Here is a 17,030-nt window from a genome sequence, read left to right as displayed (position 1 = left end):
CTCGCTTCGCTCGTCGACGCTCCGCTCGCTGTGCTCGCTCACGCGTACGACCTCCTGTTGTCCGGCGAGGGGATCTCGGCGCCGCGGTACTCGACGGGGATGCCGCCCAGCGGGTAGTCCTTCCGCTGCGGGTGACCGTCCCAGTCGTCCGGCATCATGATCCGGGTCAGCGCGGGGTGGCCGTCGAAGACGATCCCGAAGAAGTCGTAGGTCTCGCGCTCGTGCCAGTTGTGCGTCGGGTAGACGCTGACCGTCGAGGGGATGTGCGGGTCGGAGTCCGGCGCGCTCGCCTCGACGCGGACACGCCTGTTGTGGGTGATGGAGCACAGGTGGATGACCGCGTGCAGCTCCTCGCCCACGAGGTGCGGGTAGTGGACGCCGCTCACGCCCAGGCTGAGCTCGAAGCGCAGCTCGGGCTCGTCGCGCAGGCGCAGGCACACCTCGACCAGCTTCTCGCGCTTGACGTGGAGGGTCAGCTCGCCGCGGTCGACGACGACCCGCTCGATGGCGTCGTCGACGACCGACTCGAGCTTGTCGACGAGCTCGTCGAAGTAACCGCCATAGGGGCGGGAGGTCGACAGGCGGGGGGCCCGCCGTACGACGAGGCCGCCGTAGCCGGAGGTGTCACCGGTGCCGGTGGCGCCGAACATGCCGTGGCGAGCCACCGGCTCCTCGGGCAGGTTGGCGGGCACCTCGGGGAGGTTCTCGCTCACTTGGCGGCCTCCTGGTCGATCAGCGGCAGCGTACGGAGCGCCCGCAGTTCGAGCTCGTCGATCTGCTTGGCGCGGTGCGCGCCGAACTTCATGTTCTGGATCTTGTCGTGCAGCTTCACGATCGCGTCGATGAGCATCTCCGGCCGCGGCGGGCAGCCGGGCAGGTAGATGTCGACGGGGACGACGTGGTCGACGCCCTGCACGATGGCGTAGTTGTTGAACATGCCGCCGCTGGAGGCGCACACGCCCATGGCGATGACCCACTTGGGCTCGGCCATCTGGTCGTAGATCTGCCGGAGCACCGGCGCCATCTTCTGCGACACGCGGCCCGCGACGATCATCAGGTCGGCCTGCCGGGGAGACGCCGAAGCGCGCTCCATGCCGAAGCGCGCCAGGTCGTAGTGCGATGCACCGGTTGCCATCAGTTCGATCGCGCAACAGGCGAGACCGAACGTGGCCGGCCACACCGAGTTCTTCCTGGCCCATCCGGCGGCCGCCTCGACCGTGCTGAGGATGAACCCGCTGGGGAGTTTCTCTTCAAGTCCCATTTTCAGTCCCAGTCCAGACCCTTGCGGCGCCACACGTAGGCGTAGGCCACCAGCACGGTGACGATGAACAGCACCATCTCGACCAGCCCGAAGACGCCGAGCATGTCGAACGACACGGCCCACGGGTAGAGGAAGATGATCTCGATGTCGAACACGATGAAGAGCATCGCGGTGATCATGTATTTCAGCGGGAAGCGTCCGCCACCGACGGGCTGGGGCGTCGGCTCGATGCCGCATTCATAGGCGTCAAGCTTGGCGCGGTTCCAGCGCTTGGGACCGGTGAACGGGGCGATCGCGACCGAGAAGAGCGCGAACCCTCCCGCGAGAACGGCGAGCACCAGGACGGGCACGTAAAGATCCATCGCTACGCCTCCTCTCCCATCTCCACGCGCGCGGGCGCGCAGTCTGATCTGTGTGTGTGCCGGGCGGATGAAACGTTCATGCTGGTGGGGCGACCTTCGCGAGAGCGTTGATGATCCGGTCTGACGCATCGCCTCGCCGGTCGGTGAGATTACCAAGGAGTTTGAGTGCGAAGCGCATCAGCCTGGGATGGTGCAGACCATGTCGTGTGCCGAAGCTCATCACGCCAGGCTTCCCGATAGCTTCGACAAACCACCTGCCTAGCGTGAAATATCCGCCGTATGCGTCCTTGAGCACCTTCGGGTAGGCGCGCAGGATCCGCTCCTGCTGCGCGGGCGTGGTGCCGCGCAACGCCTTGACGATGACCTCGGCCGCGATCTCACCGGTCTCCATCGCGTACGCGATGCCCTCGCCGTTGAACGGGTTGATCGCCCCGCCCGAGTCGCCCACGAGCACCAGGCCCCTGGTGTAGTGCGGCTGCCGGTTGAAGGCCATCGGCAGCGCCGCCCCCCTGATCGGGGTCGTCATGTTCGCCTCGGTGAAGCCCCACTCGGCGGGCATGTTCCGCGTCCAGCGCTTGAGCAGGTCGCGGTAGTCGATGTTCTTGAACGCCTCGCTGGTGTTGAGCAGGCCGAGGCCGACGTTCGAGGTGCCGTCGCCCACGCCGAACACCCAGCCGTAGCCGGGCAGCAGCGTCTCCTCGTCCCAGAGCTCCAGCCAGATCTCCAGGTAGTCGTCATCGTGGCGCGGCGACTCGAAGTAGGTCCGTACGGCGACGCCCATCGGACGGTCTTCCCGCTTGTACAGCCCCATCGCCAGGGCGAGCCGGGTGGAGTTGCCGTCGGCGGCGACCACCACGCGGCTGCGGTAGGAGACGCCGTCCTTCGTCGTGACGCCGACGATGTGACCGCTGCGGTCGTCGAGGATCGGGCCCGTGACGTTCACGCCCTCCATCAGGCGGACGCCGCCCTTCACCGCGTTGGCCGCGACGATCTGGTCGAAGTCCTGCCTGGTGCGCACCAGGCCGAAGTCGGGGAAGCTGTCGAGCTGCGGCCAGTCGAGGTCGTAACGGCCGCCGCCACCCACGACGCGCAGGCCCTTGTTCCTGACCCAGCCGGGGGCGTCGATGTCGACGCCCATGTTCATCAGCTGCTTGACCGCGCGCGGGGTCAGACCGTCGCCGCAGACCTTCTCGCGGGGGAAGCGCGTCTTCTCGAGTAGCAGGACGTCGAGCCCGGCCTGGGCGAGATAGAACGCCGTCGCCGAACCCGCGGGACCCGCGCCGACGACGATGACGTCGGCGTCGGTGGCGTTCACTGTCGCGCCCGCTTCGCCGCTGGCCGGCTCGTTCCTCGCGGTGTCGCGGCTGGCTCCTGCGCTTGCCTGATGTCGGCTGGCACGGTCACGGACCTGTCCTGTCCTACACGCTGGTTGGCCTCTGAGTGGTGGCCTTCGTTCCTTTGTGAAGCTCTTCACAAACTTTGTCGGCACGCAGTCTAGCGCTTTTCCGGATCCAGGTGGCAGCCGGGTAGGCGCTTACCCATACAGAAGGCCCTCCGTCAACGACAGAGGGCCTTGACCGGGTCACCGGCAGCGCGTCAGACGTCGAACTCGGCGTTGCGCACCCCGGCCAGGAAGGCTCGCCACTCACCGGGCGTGAAGGCCAGCACCGCTCCGGCGGGATCCTTGGAGTCGCGCAGCATCACGCCACCGTCAGCGGAGCGCCCGAACTCGACACACTCCCCACTTGCGTGGCTGAACGAGCTTTTGCGCCAGATGGTGTCCGGGGCATGAGAAGGGAGGCTGGGAAGACCTGTCCCGAACACCGTACTGTTCACATCTCATCCAAGAAGAAGAAGGCGCTCAGTGCGTCATCGCACGAGCGCGGGCGTGTACATCGCGCCAATCTTCTCCGGATTGAAGTCCAAGATCGTAAGCGACATCACAGAGTTATCAAAACGAGGCCAGTTCGTTAGAGAACTATCACCTGAAAATGGTGGATAGACCGCTCGAACTACCCCAAACGCCGCTTTAACTGGCGTGGTGTGTTCGGGCGTCCGGGTGCGGGCGCACCGTTGCGCCGCCCCCGACCGCGTCACTCGAACTCGCCCTGCTTCACCCCTCCGAGAAACGCCTTCCACTCCCCCAGGCTGAACTCCAGGACGGCACCGTCCGGCCGCCTGGAGTGCCTGACGAGCACCGCCTGGCCGACCATGGCGACTTCCACGCACTCGCCGCTGAGATTGCTGATGCTGCTCTTGCGCCATACGATCTCTGGTGAGGTCGTTGACTCCATGGGCATATCCTCACTGTCGGGGGACCAAAGGGGACATACCCCGACGGTGAGGAGCCAATTCACCGCGCATGCTCCCCGATGAGCTTCAGCGAATCCTCTTCGGACAGCGCGGCCGCCGAGATGCGGTGAAAGACCCGCTCGTAGGCGAACGTCTTCTGCTCGTTCTCTTCGAAAATCGCGTCAGTGGCGTTTTCGATATAGACGTAGTCGTCGTGGAGCGCGTCCAGCCCTTCACGCTGCGGGAACTTCAGCAGCACGAAACTGTGAAAGACCGAGGAGCGCTCGAGGGGCACCACCCGAATGGTGACGTTCGGCAACTCGGCCACCTCGAGCACGTGCTTGAGCTGGTCGCGCATGACCTCTGGCGAGCCGAACCTGCGCATCAGCACCGACTCCTCGAGCAGGACGGACAGCTGGAGCGGATCCGGCCCCTCCAGCACGTGCTGCCGGCGGGTGCGGACCTTGACCAGCCGGTCGATCTGCGTCGGTGGCAGCGGGCTCCACGCGTCACCGAAGCCGATGACCGCCCTGGCGTAGTCGGGCGTCTGGAACAGGCCGGGAAAGACGAGGTTCTGCCAGGTGAGCGCCTTCTCGGCACCCGCCTCGAGCCCGATGTAGGTGGTGTAGGACTCCGACAGCGTCTCGCCGTGCGCCTCCCACCAGCCCTTGCCCTCCGCCTCCGCCGCCAGCGCGAGCAGGGCGTCACGGACGGCCGGCCGTACCTCGTAGTAGTCGGCCAGTCTGGCGACGTCGTCGCGGTGGGCGGCCACCTGGGCCTTCTCCATGCGGGAGATCTTGGATGACGATCCGTCCAGGACCTGGGCGACCTGGGTGCCCGTCTTCTGGGCATCCTCTCGGAGTCGACGCAGCTCTGCGGCGAGACGGCGTCGGCTGACGGTGGGGCTCGGCTCCCGCGCCACTCAGCTCTCCTCACAAGCGTGTCGAAGTATTACCCACCGCCCAAGGGTTGAACCCCTTCAGACGCGGGCATCTCTCCAATAATCCCAGCGGGAATTGCACGACACTTCCCGGAGGGAAAACCTCATCCTAGTACGAGAAGCGGTGAGCAGACGTGAAGAAGCGCGCCCCTCCCCGGGAACGATCCAGCCGGATGTCCGCGCAGCAGACGCGGGCGGATGGGTCCCGCCACCACCCGCCCTGAAGTCCCCCAGCACCGCGTACCCACGACAGGACATCGGAGCCGTGAGACATGACCAGAGTCACCCCCAGGCGTGGATCGCGCAAGGGGAGCTTCCTCCTCTGGAGCTCAGCGAACGTCGGACGGGCCGACGCCGGCACGACGGAGAACGACGACCGGCTGGCTGAACGCGGAGGACACCCGCGCGGCCATCCGTACATCCCGCAGGCGCGCGACCTGCCCGCCCGCCTCGGAGCGGTGTTCAGATGGCGGACGGAGGCGACGTCGGCCAGCCTGTTCTTCCTGGTCACCGCGCAGGTGGCGGCGTGGACGGACGCCACCACGGCGGGGATGGCCGTGGTCGGCGTGGCGCTCGCCTGCATGGGAACGCCCGCCGCCAGGCGGCAGATCATGGGGCAGGTGGTGGCGGTGACCGTGCGGCACCGCTTCCAGGGCCTGGCCAGGAGGACGTCCATGCGCACGGACAGCGGCCGGCTGCCGCTCGTGCTCAGGATGAGCGTGGAAGGTGCGAGCGTCCTGCTCCTCCTCGGCCTGCGCTCGGGGCTCAGCCTCGAGTTGCTGGAGGACTACGCGGCCGAGATCAGGACCGCCTGCCTGGCCCAGGCCATCGTCTTCTACCGGCACCCGGCCAACGGCGGCCTGGTGACCATGGAAGTGGTTCAGCCCTGGGGCTTGTGACCCCGGTGCATGGCGACGATGCCGAGGTTGAGGTTGCGCCAGGCGACCCGCTCCCAGCCGGCCCGCTGGATGATCGTGGCCAGAGCCGGCTGGTCGTGCCAGTCCCTGATCGACTCGGCGAGGTAGTCGTAGGAGTCGTCGTTCGAGCCGAAGACCCTGGCCACCTTGGGCAGGAGCTTCATCAGGTACTCGCGGTAGACCACGTCGAACGACTTGACCGTCACGTGGGAGAACTCGAGGATCACCAGCCGGCCGCCCGGCTTGGTGACGCGGAGCATCTCGCGCAGCGCCTGTTCGGTGTTGTGCACGTTGCGCAGCGCCACCGAGATCGTCACCGCGTCGAAGACGTCGTCGGCGAACGGCAGGTTCAGCGCGTCGCCCGCGATGAACGGCACGCCCTCGCCGGTGAGCGCGTTGCCGCCCCGGCGCCGGACACCGGTGGAGAGCATGCCGAGGGAGAAGTCGGAGGCGATGGCGCGGGCGCCGAGCGTGGTGAAGGCGTCGGTGGAGGTGCCCGTACCGGCTCCGAGGTCGAGGACGATCTCACCGGGGCCCGCGTCGACGGCCTGGGCGACGGCCTTGCGCCACGCTCGCACCTGGCCGAGCGAGATGACGTCGTTGACGAGGTCGTATCGCCTGGCCGTGCGATCGAACATCGCGGCGACCTCATGCGGCTGCTTGTCCAACTGAGCGCGGGTCATGGGGTCAAGCCTAGGGCTTGAGCGACGATAAACCGGAAGTAGCACCTCGATTACCCAGAGTGTGCTAAGACTTGGCGAATGCTTGTCCGAACCGCCCTCGCGGCGCTCGTCGCCGTCACCCCGGTCGCACACACCCGCGTGGTGGCCACCAATCCGGTCGACACCACGCCTCACGTCCTCGACGGCATCGTCAATGCCATCACCCTGGTCGGCGACACGGTCATCGTCGGCGGCGCCTTCTCCGAGGTGAGCGACTCGAGCCGGACCTTCGTCGTGGAACGTGACAATCTCTTCGCCTACAACGTGCGCACGGGCGCGATCCTGCCCGAGTTCGCCCCGTCGCTGGACGACCCCGTCTACGCGCTGGCCCCCGGCGAGGACGACACCGTGTACGTCGGCGGCTCCGGCCTCCTCAGGCTCAGCGTGTCCGACGGCTCGGCCGTGGAGGACTTCGATCCGCAGGTGAGGGGCGGCCAGGTCACGACGCTGGCCAGGAGCGGCTCGAAGCTGTACGCCGGCGGCGACTTCACCCGCCCGCGCGTGGCCCTGGCCAGGCTCGACGCCACGACGGGCGCGGCCGACCCCACGTTCGCCATCACACCGGGCGCCGCGCGCACGCCCCAGGTCAAGGTGCACGCGCTGGCCCTGACCCGCGACCGGCTGATCGTCGACGGCAGCTTCACCACTCTGAACGGCCTGCCCAGGCCCCAGCTGGGCGTCATCGACGTCGGCGCGGCGCGGGCGAAGGTGGCCGACTGGCGCACCGACGCCTACGCGCCGGCCTGCAGGGACGTCTTCCCGTCCTACGTCAGGGGGCTCGACGCCGCCCCCGACGGCAGCTACTTCGTCGTCGTCACGACCGGCGGCTACGGCGGCGCGCGCAAGCTCTGCGACAGCGCGTCCAGGTTCGAGACCTACGCCAGGGGCGACCGGGTCAAGCCCACCTGGGTCAACCACACCGGGGGCGATTCGCTCTATTCGGTGGCCGTGACGGGCGCCGCCGTCTACGTGGGGGGCCACCAGCGCTGGATGAACAATCCGCGGGGGCACGACTCGGCCGGACCGGGGGCGGTGCCGCGCGAGGGGATCGCGGCCATTCACCCCGTCTCAGGAAAGGCGCTCAGCTGGAATCCTGGCCGGGAGCGCGGGATCGGAGTCAAGGCATTTCTGGCGCACAAGGACGGACTACTCGTTGGTAGCGACACGACGCGACTCGGACGGGAGTACCATGCCCGGATTGGCATGTTCCCCCTGCCCTAGTCGGCCTCCGGCTTCGGCCGGTCGACCTTGTCGCTGATGCGTGCGCTCATGGCGTCACGCTGCTTGGAGAGCAGGACGTAGCTGGCAATCCCGCTGATGACGAACGCCACGGCGATCAGCATCAGCGGGTTCCGCACGTTCAACAGGTACAGCACACCCAGGGTCACGACAAACAGGCCGATCCGCGACGCGGTGTAAACGAGAACGGGACGCACAGCTCCGAGGTTACTCGGCCCCTGCGGCTGGTCGCTCTACGCACCAGGCGCGAGCGCTGCTAGTGTTCACAGTTAGGCGCTTTCGTAAAGAAACACCCACGAGAGCCCCAAAGAGGCTCTATCATATAACAATCGGGCAGTTGGCCTATAACAACCCGTGATCTTTGTCAAAAGCACGGATAAATCAGGCTTCGCTCGACACACTGGGTACCTGTCCGCCCGCTGGCAGGAAGCGGGATGCGAGGGGGAGAGATTGGTGGAGAGTAGCAGCGAGCGTCTGCTGACGCCGGGAGAGGTCGCCGCCCTCTTCCGGGTAGACCCGAAGACGGTGACGCGCTGGGCCGCGGCAGGCCGCATCAGTAGCATCCGGACCCCCGGAGGGCACCGTCGCTTCCGCGAGTCGGAAGTACACGCCCTTCTTCGTGGCGAGGACGCCCTTACGGCCGACCGGCCCGCAGGCGAGTCCCCGCGCGTCTGACGTCCGTCAACGGTGATCCTGCGCGTGCAACCCGGAACACGCAGGGTCACCCGACAGGGCGCTCAGCCGTACGGCGAGCAGGGCCGCGAGCGCGGCGGGCCGAGACCGGTCCTCCAAGCCGCTCCAGCGCGTCCGGCCGCCGTCATGTCGCACGGTCCAAGGGTCGAGTCGTGATGCGCTCCCCCGCCGTCAGACGTCCTCCTGCTCGGACTTGAAGGCGAGGAACGCGCGCTCCAGGTCGTCGTTCTCCTCCTCCCACCGCCGGCGCCGCTCGGCCAGTTCCTCCTCGGTCAGCGACTCGGCCAGCCATCGTTCGTAGTCGGGGTCGCCGGGCGCCACCTCGACGTAGGCGTTGCCGATGAGACGGCCGTCCTCGCTGGTCAGGCTCTCCGGCACGCGCAGGGTTCCGTCAGCGAGCCGGATCACGTACATGGTCGATCACCTAGATTCCGTAGCGCCGGTTGAAGAACAACATGACGTCGAGCGCCGTCCGCGTGTCGCCGCCGAGCATGTCGACCAGGGCCGGACGCTGACGCGAGGCGATCGCCGCGAAGGCGTCCGCGAAGAACTCCTTGCGTCCGAGCCCGCCGCCCTGCCGGTGGAAGGACGAGGCCAGGAGAGGTTCGGCCTGCTCGTAGAGTGCCACGAACTCCGGCGAGTCCGACACCCAATCGTCGTACGGAGCGTCGACGTCGTCGATCGCGTGGCCGACCTCGTGCATCATCACGTCAGGTGTGGGTGAGGGCCGGTCCCCCACGACGATCTTGCGGTCGCCGTACGCTCCGGCGCAGATGTCCCACGTCGCCCGTCCCGACGGCAGCGGCGCTCCCCGCAGGTATCCCATGTCGTCGAGGTCCGGGACGCCGCCCGCACCGACGTAGATGCCCTCCAGCTTCTCGGCGAGCAGGTCCTTCAGCCGCTCGGGCAGCCTGGCGAGGCTCTCGACGGCCCGGACGGCGTCGGCCGAGGGAGGGCCCTGCCTGGCGTCCCACTGGCGGTGCAGGATGGCTTCGAGCCGCCCGCAGTGGGCCAGCCCGTCTCCCTGGGGCGGCAGGTCGGGCCGGTTGGGCTGGGCCCTGGGGCGGTCGTCGACGAGCTCGAAGTCCTGCCAGGTGTACTGGGGCCGGTCGAGCACGGAGGCGGCGTACCGCTCGCCCCTGAAGTCGGCCCGGTAGCCGTCGTCGCGTTCCTTCTCCAGCCGTCCGGCGTAGGGGTGCGCTCCTGCCCGCCCGTCGCCCGCGCGGGGGCTGTCGGCCGGCCTGCCGTACGCGGGAGAACCCGCTGAGGCCGCCGCGCCACGCTCAGAGGATCCCGTGTCGCGCCCGGAGAACCCCGCGCCGTGCTCAGGGGATCCCGTGCCGCGCTCGGCGGGCCACCAGGACGGGCGGCGGCGCTCGGGACGGCTGTCGGGCTCCTCCAGGGGGCGCTCCGCCCTGTCACCGCCCCAGAACGACTCGCGGGGACCGTCCGAACGCCGCGACGACAGGTACGAACCCCGCCGCCACCACCGGCTGCCCCGTCGATGGCGGCCCCTGTCGCCGGTCCGCCGATCGTCAGACAAGGCCATCGCACCTCTTCACGACGTCGGAGCCATGGCTCCGTGCCCTCGCCCCGCAGCGGCGCGCCGCGGTGCCAACTCTCCCGCGCCGGCCCCGCGCGGGAACATCGAGACGTGCAGTCGCCGGGCGATGCCCGGTGGCGCCTCCTGGGTCGGACTGCCGGGAAAGACCGCCGGAGAAACAGGTACCACGGTACGACGGGGATCTTCCCGAGTCACCCGATATGGGAGAGCGCGCGGACACGATCACGCGATCCATGGCCTACAGTACGGGCATGCCTGGCGTGCTAATCGGACTGGCGATGCTGGCCTTCTGGCTCTACTCGTTGTTCGACGTCATCACGACTCCCGACGAGGAGTCCAGGAACCTGCCGAAGATCCTGTGGGTGCTCATCGTGGTCCTCGTCCCGCTGGTCGGCAGCGTGTTCTGGTTGCTGCTCGGCCGTCCGACGCGGTCACGCCCGTTCCAGCTGCCCGGCCGTTCCGCCACGGACAGGGGTGAGGCGCCCCGCGGCCCCGACGACGACCCCGACTTCCTGCGCGACCTCGACCGCCGCCTGCGCGACGACGACTGACCGTTCCGAAGAGACGGCGGGTCACCGAGGACCCGCCGGAGTGCACGGCACGGACGGCAGGCGGTGACCCCCGGAACGGTGGACCGCCGCCTGCCCGCAAGGAAGGGCGTCAGTTGCCGACGTCGGCGTAGCTGTGCAGGCCGCCGAGGAAGATGTTGACGCCGACCAGGTTGAACAGCAGGCACACGAAGGCCACCAGCTGCACGATCGTGACGGCGCGTCCCCGCCAGCCCGCGGTCGCGCGGGCGTGCAGGTAGGCCGCGTAGGCGATCCAGGTGATGAACGCCCAGACCTCCTTGGGGTCCCAGCCCCAGTAGCGGCCCCACGCCTTGTCGGCCCACAGCGCGCCGGCGATGACGGCGAAGGTCCAGATCGGGAAGGACAGCACGATCGCCTGGTGGGCGACCCGCTCCAGGTCGTCGCGCGTGGGCAGGCGGGAGAAGCCGTCCTTGCGGATGAGGTAGAGGATGCCGGAGACGCCTGCCACGATGAACAGTCCGCTGGCGATGACCGCGGCGGAGACGTGGATGGCGATCCAGTAGGAGTCGAGCGCGGGGACGACGGGCCCCGCCTGCACGTGCAGCCAGATGACCGCGAAGCCGAGCCCCAGCGCCGATGTCACCATGACGAACGCGCCGAGGAAGCGGACGTTGCCGCGCAGCTGGGTCACGAGGAAGGCGGTCACCGCGGCGAAGCAGATGGCGACCACGAACTCGTACATGTTGCCCCACGGCCACCGGTCGACGGCCAGGCCGCGGGTGACGAGGGAGCCCAGGTTGGCGGCCCAGCCGAGCCAGCCGAGGACGATCGCGACCATGCCCGCCTTGGGCGCCCACGACGGCGGCTCGGGCGGGCTGACGACGACGGCGCCGCCGCCCGCGGCCTCGGCCACGCCGCCACCGCCGGCCGTCCCCACCGCGACCGTCGCCTTCGCGGCGACGGCGGGCGCGTCCTCGGTGACGCCGTCCTCGGTGAGGGTGATCGAGGTGGCGCCCGTGTTGGTGCGGGCCCTGCCGAAGGCGAGCTCGAGAGCGAACCCGATCATGGAGGCCAGGTAGAGCAGCACGGTGGCGAGGACCAGGTCGTCGCTCAGTCCTGCCAGTTGGTCAGCGGACATCCTTCTCTCCTGCGGATAGGACCTTGACGATGTCGGCGAACTCGTCGGCGAATCCCGCGGCCGACCCTTCCGTGCGCGTCAGCCCGCCCACGTCCGCGGCGCCGTCCTTGATCCGGACGAAGACGCGGCGGCGGCGGATCATCAGCGACAGGACCAGGGCGACGGTCGCGAGCGCGGAGGCCAGCAGCGCGGGCATGCGTCCCGGGTCGTGCGCGATCTGGAGCGTCATCCACTCCTTCACGCCGGTGAACTCGATCTTCCCCACGCCGCCCGGCAGGTCGAAGGACGCGCCGACGGCGAGCGGCGGCGGCGCCTTCGACCCCATGACGAGGGGGGTCAGCTTCTTCATGACCTCGGGCGGGGCCAGTTCGTACACCGACTGCGGCTTGCCCGAGCGCACGCCCAGGTCGCCCGAGAACGCGCCGAGGATCTTCACCTCCGGCCTGGCGGCGCCGGGGAAGGCCGAGACGTGGCTGCCGTCGCCCAGCTGCACGCTGGTCGGCAGGAAGGTGAGCAGGAAGCCGAGCTGGGTGGGCTGGGCGTCGGGCACCTTGATCACGCAGCCGGAGGTCAGCGTCGCCTTCTGCTCGATGAGGCACGGCACCGGCCCCTCGAAGGCCACCTGCCCCTTGCCGTCGGTCACCTTGAAGACGGGCGCGTAGCCGTGGCCGATCAGGTAGGTGAGCGTGCCGTTGACGTCGAGCGGCTCGTTGACCTTGAGGTCGTAGTCGCGCGCGGGCGCGGCCGGCGAGTCCTGCACCGACAGCCTGGCGGTGTAGTCGAGCTCCTGCCCGCGCTTGGCGCCGGCGACCTGGTAGGAGGCCTGGAAGTCCTTCAGCGTGAAGGAGAACGGCTCCAGCGATTCGGCCGAGACGCGGTTGCCCGGCATGTAGCGGTCGTAGGCGGCCACGGTGTTGGCGAACCCGTCGCCCTCGACGACCAGGACGTTGCCGCGGTAGCCGTACAGGGAGCCGATGCCCACGGCGACCAGCAGCCCGAGCAGGGCCACGTGGAAGAGCAGGTTGCCGGTCTCGCGCAGGTAGCCCTTCTCCGCCGACACCCAGCCGGGGCCCGTGGCCACCCTGAAACGCAGCTTGCGCAGCCTCCGGGCCGCCTCCTCGACCTCGAGCGGGCCCTCGACCACGGCGTGGTGCGGCAGGCGCGACAGGTTCTTCGGGGCCGTCGGCGGCTTGCGGCGCAGCTCCTTCAGGTAGGTCGTGGTGCGCGGGATGACGCAGCCGATCAGCGAGGTGAACAGCAGCAGGTAGATGGCCGCGAACCAGGGGGCGGTGAAGACGTCGAACAGGTGGAGGCGGTCGTACCACTCGGCGAGGGCCGGGTCGTTCTGGTAGATCAGCGCGACCTTGTCGGGCTCGACCGAGCGCTGCGGCACCAGCGAGCCGGGGATGGAGGCCAGCGCGAACAGGAACAGCAGGATCAGCGCGGTCTTCATCGAGGTGAGCGTGCGCCAGAACCAGCGCAGCCAGCCGACCGGGCCGAGCTTGGCCGGTCGGGGCGCCTGCGTCCGCAGTTCGTCGATCGCCATCAGATCACCGGCTCGAATCCGCCGATCCACGTCTGCATGCCCGCGATGATCTGCCCCCACAGCCCGGTGACGAGCAGGAGGCCGACCGTGACGAGCATGCCGCCGCCGATCCTGGTGATGAGGCGCGAGTGCTTGCGGATGGCGCTGAAGGTGCGCAGCGCCCTGCTGTAGGCCAGGGCGGCGACCACGAACGGCAGTCCGAGCCCGAGCGCGTACGCCACGGCGAGGAAGGCGCCCCGCGCGGCGCTGCCCTCGGTGTAGCCGAGGGAGAGGACGACGGCGAGCGTGGGGCCGATGCACGGCGTCCAGCCGAGGCCGAACACCACGCCGAGCAGCGGCGCGCCCGCGAGCCCCGCGCTGGGCACCCGGTGGATGCGCACGTCGCGCATGAGCCCGGGGATGACGCCGAGGAAGGCCAGACCGAGCACGATCGTCAGCACGCCGACGACGCGCGTGATGACGTCGGCGCTGCCGTACAGGGCCGAGCCGAGGCCGCCGAACAGCGCGCCGCCCGCGACGAACACCGCCGCGAAGCCGGCCACGAACAGCGCCGTGCCGAGCACCAGCCGGCCGCGCCTGGGGTCGGCGCTCATGCCCGTCACGTACGACAGGTAGCCCGGCACCAGCGGAAGCACGCACGGCGACAGGAACGACACCAGCCCGGCCAGCACCGCGATCGGTATGGCGAGCAGCAGCGAGCCCGAGGCGACGACGTCACTCATCGCGCACCTGGGTCACGGCCTTGAGCAGGTCGTTGTACTTGACCGCGCCGAGCGCCCTGGCCGCCACCCTGCCCTGCTCGTCGATGACGAGCGTGGAGGGGATCGCGGCGGGCGGCACGGTGCCCTGGAACGCCAGCGCCACCTTGCCGGGCTGGTCGAAGATGCTGGGGTAGCCGGGCTGCTCGGTGCGCTCGAAGGCCAGCGCGTCGGCCTGGCGGTCCTTGAAGTCGATGCCGACGAACTCCACGCCGCCGGTCTTGGTCTTGGCGTAGATGTCCTTGAGCACCGGCGCCTCGGCCCGGCACGGGCCGCACCACGATGCCCAGAAGTTGAGCACCACGACCTTGCCCTTGTAGGCCGCGAGCGAGACCTTGCCGCCGTCGAGGGTCGTGCCCTCGACCGCGGGCGCCTGCTTGCGGTCGGCCGCGGGGAACACGGTCACCTTGCCGTCGCCCGCGACGAACCTGGTGTCGCCCGCCTGCGGCTGGCCGCCCGGACTCCCCGCGCAGCCGGCGACGGCGAGCAGGGCCAGGAAGGCGAGGGCGTGGGGTTTCGCGCGCACGGGAGAGTGATCTCCTTGTACTACAGCCGGTAGAGCTTGCCACTCTACCGGCGCGGTCAGGCGCCCGGGACGCTGGGGCCGCTCTTGACGAGCGCGGCGGCGGGCTCGCTGTAGCCGACGCTGACGAGCCTGTCTCCCTCGAAGGTGAAGGTCGTGAGGCTGGCCAGGGCGCACTGGCGGCGGCGCGGGTCGTGCCACAGCCGGCGGCCCTCGGCCGCCGTCCTGATCATCCAGATCGGCAGCTGGTGGCTGACCAGCACCGCCTCGTGACCGCGCGCCTCGGCGCGCGCGCTTTCGACCATGCCGCGCATCCGTGCCACGACCTCGACGTACGGCTCGCCCCACGAGGGCCGGCCGGGATGCCAGAAGTGGCGGTAGTTGCCGGGGCTCCTCATCAGGCGGGCGATCTTGCGGCCTTCGAGCACGTTGCCGGCCTCGATCAGCCGGTCGTCGACGGTGACCTCGATCCCCAGCTTCTCGGCCAGCGGGGCGGCGGTCTCGCGCGCCCGTTGGAGCGGGGAGCTGTAGATGCGGACGATGTCGCGGTCGGCCACGGCCTTGGCGACCGTCTCGGCCATCAGGCGGCCGGTCTCCGAGAGGCGGTAGCCGGGCAGCCTGCCGTACAGGATGCCTTCGGGGTTGTGCACCTCGCCGTGTCGCAGCAGGTGAACGACGGTCGTCTCAGCCATGGTGGCCCCACCCTATCCGTTCCTGTCGATCCGGCTGCGACAGTGGAGGTGTGAACCCCCTCGCACTCGCCCTTGTCCTGGTCGCCGCCGTCTCCCACGCCGGATGGAACCTGTTGAGCAAGCAGGCGGCCAAGGCCGACTCCGTGGTCTTCCTGTGGCTGGTCGCCGCCGCCTCGACCGTGTTGTGGACGCCCGCCGCCCTGGTCTCCGGCGCCGTGCCGTCGTGGCGGGTGGTGCCGCTGATCTGTGTCAGCACGGCGCTGCACCTGGCCTACTTCGTGCTGCTCCAGCGCGGCTACCGGCACGGCGACCTGTCGGTGGTCTACCCGGTGGCCAGGGGCACGGGGCCGATGCTGGCAAGCGCCGTGGCGGTGGTGTTCCTCGGCGAGCACCCGACCCATCTCGGCATCGCGGGCATCCTGCTGGTGGGCGTGGGGGTGTTCCTGCTCAGCGGGGGCGGCGCGGGCGACGTCAAGGGGCTGCTGTTCGGGCTGATGACGGGCACGTTCATCGCCGCCTACACGGTGTGGGACGCCCAGATGGTCAAGGAGTTCGCGGTCGTCCCGATGGTGCTGATCTATCTCGGCGAGATGTTCAGGATGCTGGCGATCACGCCGCTCGTCGTCGTCGGCGGGCGGTGGCGGCTGGTCGCGCAGGTGTGGCGGCAGCACTGGCCGAAGGTGCTGGGGGCGGCCGCGCTGGTGCCGCTGTCGTACCTGCTGGCGTTGTTCGCCTTCCAGCTGGCGCCGGTCAGCGTGGTCGCGCCGATGCGGGAGGTGAGCGTGCTGATCGCGGTGGTCATGGGCGGGCGGCTGCTGGCCGAGGGGGACCTCGGCCGCAGGCTGGTCGCCGCGGGCGTCATCCTCGGCGGGATGGTCGCGATCGCGATCAGCTGATCCAGCCGGTCTCCAGCTCCCTGCTGGCGTGCATGAGCGCGTCGACGGCGGCGCGGATGGCGGGCCGCCGGGCCGCGTCGGTGCGCCACAGCGCGTAGATGCGGCGGGTCTGCCTGGGCCTGATGGGCACCATCCGCACTCCCGCGGGGATGTGGACCCTGCCGAGCCTGGGCACGATCGCGCAGCCGAGGCCCGCCTCGACCAGCGCGAGCTGGGTCGGGTACTCGTCGGCCATGCAGGTGATCTCCGGCTCCAGCTCGGCGCTGCGCAGCGTGAACACCAGCCAGTCGTGGCAGATCGTGCCGGGCGCGGTGCTGATCCACCGCTCTCCGCACAGCTGGGCCAGCTCCACCTCCTTGCCGGCGGCCAGCGGGTGGGCGGCGGGCATGGCGACGTCGGCGATGTCGTCGAGCAGCGTCGCCCGCGACAGCCCCTCGGGGATGGCCAGCGGCCGGTTCATCCAGTCCTGCGCGACCACGAGGTCGAGCTCGCCCCTGGCGACCTCCCTGATCTGCCGCTCGGGCTCGCGCTCGGTCAGGTACACCGCCAGGTCGGGATGGCGCTGCTTGAGCAGGGACAGCGCGCGCGGCATCAGCCCTCTGGCCGCTGTCGGGAACGCGCTCACGGCCAGCTTGCCGACGACCGCGCCGCGCAGCGCCTCGAAGTCGGCCTCGGCGGTCTCGACCAGGGCCAGGATGCGCTCGGCGTGCTCGGCCAGCAGGCCCGCGGCGTCGGTGAGCTTCACCCCTCTGCCGTTGCGTTCGAGCAGGGTCGCGCCCGTCTCCCGCTCCAGCTTGGCCAGCTGCTGCGAGACGGCGGACGGCGTCACCATCAGGGCGTCGGCGGCGGCGCCCACCGACCCGTAGACGTGGACGGCGTGCAGCGCCTTCAGCCGGTTGAGGTCGAGCATGTAGCCATTCTAAACCTTTCACCGTAGAAGATGTCGCTTGTGCTCAA

22 protein-coding genes are annotated in these 17,030 nt (G+C 69.4%); 5 read left to right on the top strand and 17 right to left on the bottom strand.

The genetic code is table 11. From position 1 onward, the window contains the following. Positions 1-38: 38 nt before the first annotated feature. The 7 genes from ACWENQ_RS24745 to ACWENQ_RS24715 form a co-directional block, all read right to left on the bottom strand. Positions 39-713 carry an NADH-quinone oxidoreductase subunit C gene (locus tag ACWENQ_RS24745; RefSeq protein ID WP_354907766.1) on the bottom strand — a complete coding sequence of 225 codons (675 nt, stop codon included), beginning with the start codon at positions 711-713 and terminating at the stop codon, positions 39-41. Next, a complete protein-coding gene (locus ACWENQ_RS24740; RefSeq protein ID WP_354907767.1) occupies positions 710-1,261 on the bottom strand; it encodes a NuoB/complex I 20 kDa subunit family protein in 552 nt (183 codons plus the stop codon). The genes ACWENQ_RS24745 and ACWENQ_RS24740 overlap by 4 nt, the downstream gene beginning before the upstream one ends. 2 nt (positions 1,262-1,263) lie before the next feature. Further along, the gene (locus tag ACWENQ_RS24735) at positions 1,264-1,623 is read right to left on the bottom strand and encodes an NADH-quinone oxidoreductase subunit A (protein WP_354907769.1); all 360 of its coding nucleotides are present in this window, start codon (positions 1,621-1,623) and stop codon (positions 1,264-1,266) included. Between the two features lie 76 nt (positions 1,624-1,699). After that, complete coding sequence (locus ACWENQ_RS24730; protein ID WP_452416351.1) at positions 1,700-2,938, bottom strand: geranylgeranyl reductase family protein; 1,239 nt, start codon at positions 2,936-2,938, stop codon at positions 1,700-1,702. A gap of 281 nt (positions 2,939-3,219) precedes the next feature. Next, a complete protein-coding gene (locus ACWENQ_RS24725; RefSeq protein WP_452416529.1) occupies positions 3,220-3,447 on the bottom strand; it encodes a DUF397 domain-containing protein in 228 nt (75 codons plus the stop codon). A gap of 269 nt (positions 3,448-3,716) precedes the next feature. Continuing rightward, positions 3,717-3,917, bottom strand: coding sequence for a DUF397 domain-containing protein (locus ACWENQ_RS24720; RefSeq protein WP_452416350.1), 201 nt, complete (start codon positions 3,915-3,917; stop codon positions 3,717-3,719). Positions 3,918-3,976: 59 nt separating this feature from the next. Continuing rightward, positions 3,977-4,837 carry a DUF5753 domain-containing protein gene (locus ACWENQ_RS24715; RefSeq protein WP_452416348.1) on the bottom strand — a complete coding sequence of 287 codons (861 nt, stop codon included), beginning with the start codon at positions 4,835-4,837 and terminating at the stop codon, positions 3,977-3,979. A gap of 290 nt (positions 4,838-5,127) precedes the next feature. On the opposite strand from ACWENQ_RS24715, the gene ACWENQ_RS24710 reads away from it, so the two are divergent. Continuing rightward, entirely contained in the window at positions 5,128-5,754 is a 627-nt protein-coding gene (locus ACWENQ_RS24710) for a hypothetical protein (RefSeq protein ID WP_452416346.1), read from the top strand. Here the strand turns inward: ACWENQ_RS24710 and ACWENQ_RS24705 are convergent. Next, a complete protein-coding gene (locus ACWENQ_RS24705; RefSeq protein WP_354907778.1) occupies positions 5,736-6,455 on the bottom strand; it encodes a demethylmenaquinone methyltransferase in 720 nt (239 codons plus the stop codon). The genes ACWENQ_RS24710 and ACWENQ_RS24705 overlap by 19 nt on opposite strands. Before the next feature lie 78 nt (positions 6,456-6,533). Between ACWENQ_RS24705 and ACWENQ_RS24700 the strand changes: the two genes are divergently transcribed. Beyond that, positions 6,534-7,715 carry a hypothetical protein gene (locus tag ACWENQ_RS24700; protein ID WP_449915235.1) on the top strand — a complete coding sequence of 394 codons (1,182 nt, stop codon included), beginning with the start codon at positions 6,534-6,536 and terminating at the stop codon, positions 7,713-7,715. Here the strand turns inward: ACWENQ_RS24700 and ACWENQ_RS24695 are convergent. Further along, positions 7,712-7,930, bottom strand: coding sequence for a DUF4229 domain-containing protein (locus tag ACWENQ_RS24695; RefSeq protein WP_354907782.1), 219 nt, complete (start codon positions 7,928-7,930; stop codon positions 7,712-7,714). The genes ACWENQ_RS24700 and ACWENQ_RS24695 overlap by 4 nt on opposite strands. A 256-nt stretch (positions 7,931-8,186) precedes the next feature. Between ACWENQ_RS24695 and ACWENQ_RS24690 the strand changes: the two genes are divergently transcribed. Next, positions 8,187-8,408: a BldC family transcriptional regulator gene (locus tag ACWENQ_RS24690; RefSeq protein ID WP_354907783.1), complete on the top strand. Its 222-nt coding sequence runs from the start codon at positions 8,187-8,189 to the stop codon at positions 8,406-8,408. A gap of 189 nt (positions 8,409-8,597) precedes the next feature. On the opposite strand, the gene ACWENQ_RS24685 is transcribed toward ACWENQ_RS24690, so the two are convergent. Continuing rightward, positions 8,598-8,840 (bottom strand): hypothetical protein, encoded by a 243-nt coding sequence (locus ACWENQ_RS24685; protein WP_354907784.1) that lies wholly within the window; start codon positions 8,838-8,840, stop codon positions 8,598-8,600. Positions 8,841-8,850: 10 nt separating this feature from the next. Further along, on the bottom strand, positions 8,851-9,975 hold the full coding sequence (locus tag ACWENQ_RS24680) for a hypothetical protein (protein ID WP_452416345.1): 1,125 nt from the start codon (positions 9,973-9,975) through the stop codon (positions 8,851-8,853). Between the two features lie 266 nt (positions 9,976-10,241). On the opposite strand from ACWENQ_RS24680, the gene ACWENQ_RS24675 reads away from it, so the two are divergent. Continuing rightward, complete coding sequence (locus ACWENQ_RS24675) at positions 10,242-10,541, top strand: PLDc N-terminal domain-containing protein (protein WP_449915240.1); 300 nt, start codon at positions 10,242-10,244, stop codon at positions 10,539-10,541. A 109-nt stretch (positions 10,542-10,650) separates the two neighbouring features. On the opposite strand, the gene ccsA is transcribed toward ACWENQ_RS24675, so the two are convergent. The 5 genes from ccsA to ACWENQ_RS24650 are packed head-to-tail and all read right to left on the bottom strand — an operon-like array spanning position 10,651 to position 15,177. After that, positions 10,651-11,658, bottom strand: a complete 1,008-nt coding sequence (gene ccsA, locus ACWENQ_RS24670; protein ID WP_449915242.1) for a cytochrome c biogenesis protein CcsA — start codon at positions 11,656-11,658, stop codon at positions 10,651-10,653. Continuing rightward, positions 11,648-13,204: a cytochrome c biogenesis protein ResB gene (gene resB / locus ACWENQ_RS24665; protein ID WP_449915245.1), complete on the bottom strand. Its 1,557-nt coding sequence runs from the start codon at positions 13,202-13,204 to the stop codon at positions 11,648-11,650. Before resB ends, ccsA begins: the two co-directional genes overlap by 11 nt. Further along, positions 13,204-13,926 carry a cytochrome c biogenesis CcdA family protein gene (locus ACWENQ_RS24660; protein WP_354907790.1) on the bottom strand — a complete coding sequence of 241 codons (723 nt, stop codon included), beginning with the start codon at positions 13,924-13,926 and terminating at the stop codon, positions 13,204-13,206. Before ACWENQ_RS24660 ends, resB begins: the two co-directional genes overlap by 1 nt. Beyond that, positions 13,919-14,488, bottom strand: coding sequence for a TlpA family protein disulfide reductase (locus ACWENQ_RS24655; RefSeq protein WP_452416343.1), 570 nt, complete (start codon positions 14,486-14,488; stop codon positions 13,919-13,921). Before ACWENQ_RS24655 ends, ACWENQ_RS24660 begins: the two co-directional genes overlap by 8 nt. Before the next feature lie 56 nt (positions 14,489-14,544). After that, positions 14,545-15,177 (bottom strand): histidine phosphatase family protein, encoded by a 633-nt coding sequence (locus ACWENQ_RS24650; RefSeq protein WP_449915249.1) that lies wholly within the window; start codon positions 15,175-15,177, stop codon positions 14,545-14,547. A gap of 50 nt (positions 15,178-15,227) precedes the next feature. Here ACWENQ_RS24650 and ACWENQ_RS24645 point away from each other — a divergent pair, with 50 nt between their 5' ends. Further along, positions 15,228-16,073, top strand: coding sequence for an EamA family transporter (locus ACWENQ_RS24645; RefSeq protein ID WP_449915250.1), 846 nt, complete (start codon positions 15,228-15,230; stop codon positions 16,071-16,073). Here ACWENQ_RS24645 and ACWENQ_RS24640 read toward each other — a convergent pair. Beyond that, positions 16,066-16,983 carry a LysR family transcriptional regulator gene (locus ACWENQ_RS24640; protein ID WP_452416342.1) on the bottom strand — a complete coding sequence of 306 codons (918 nt, stop codon included), beginning with the start codon at positions 16,981-16,983 and terminating at the stop codon, positions 16,066-16,068. The two genes, ACWENQ_RS24645 and ACWENQ_RS24640, sit on opposite strands and share 8 nt — an antisense overlap. Positions 16,984-17,030 lie beyond the last annotated feature (47 nt).

It is taken from the genome of Nonomuraea sp. NPDC004354 (assembly GCF_053602555.1).
This window is presented reverse-complemented; position numbering and strand designations above follow the sequence as displayed.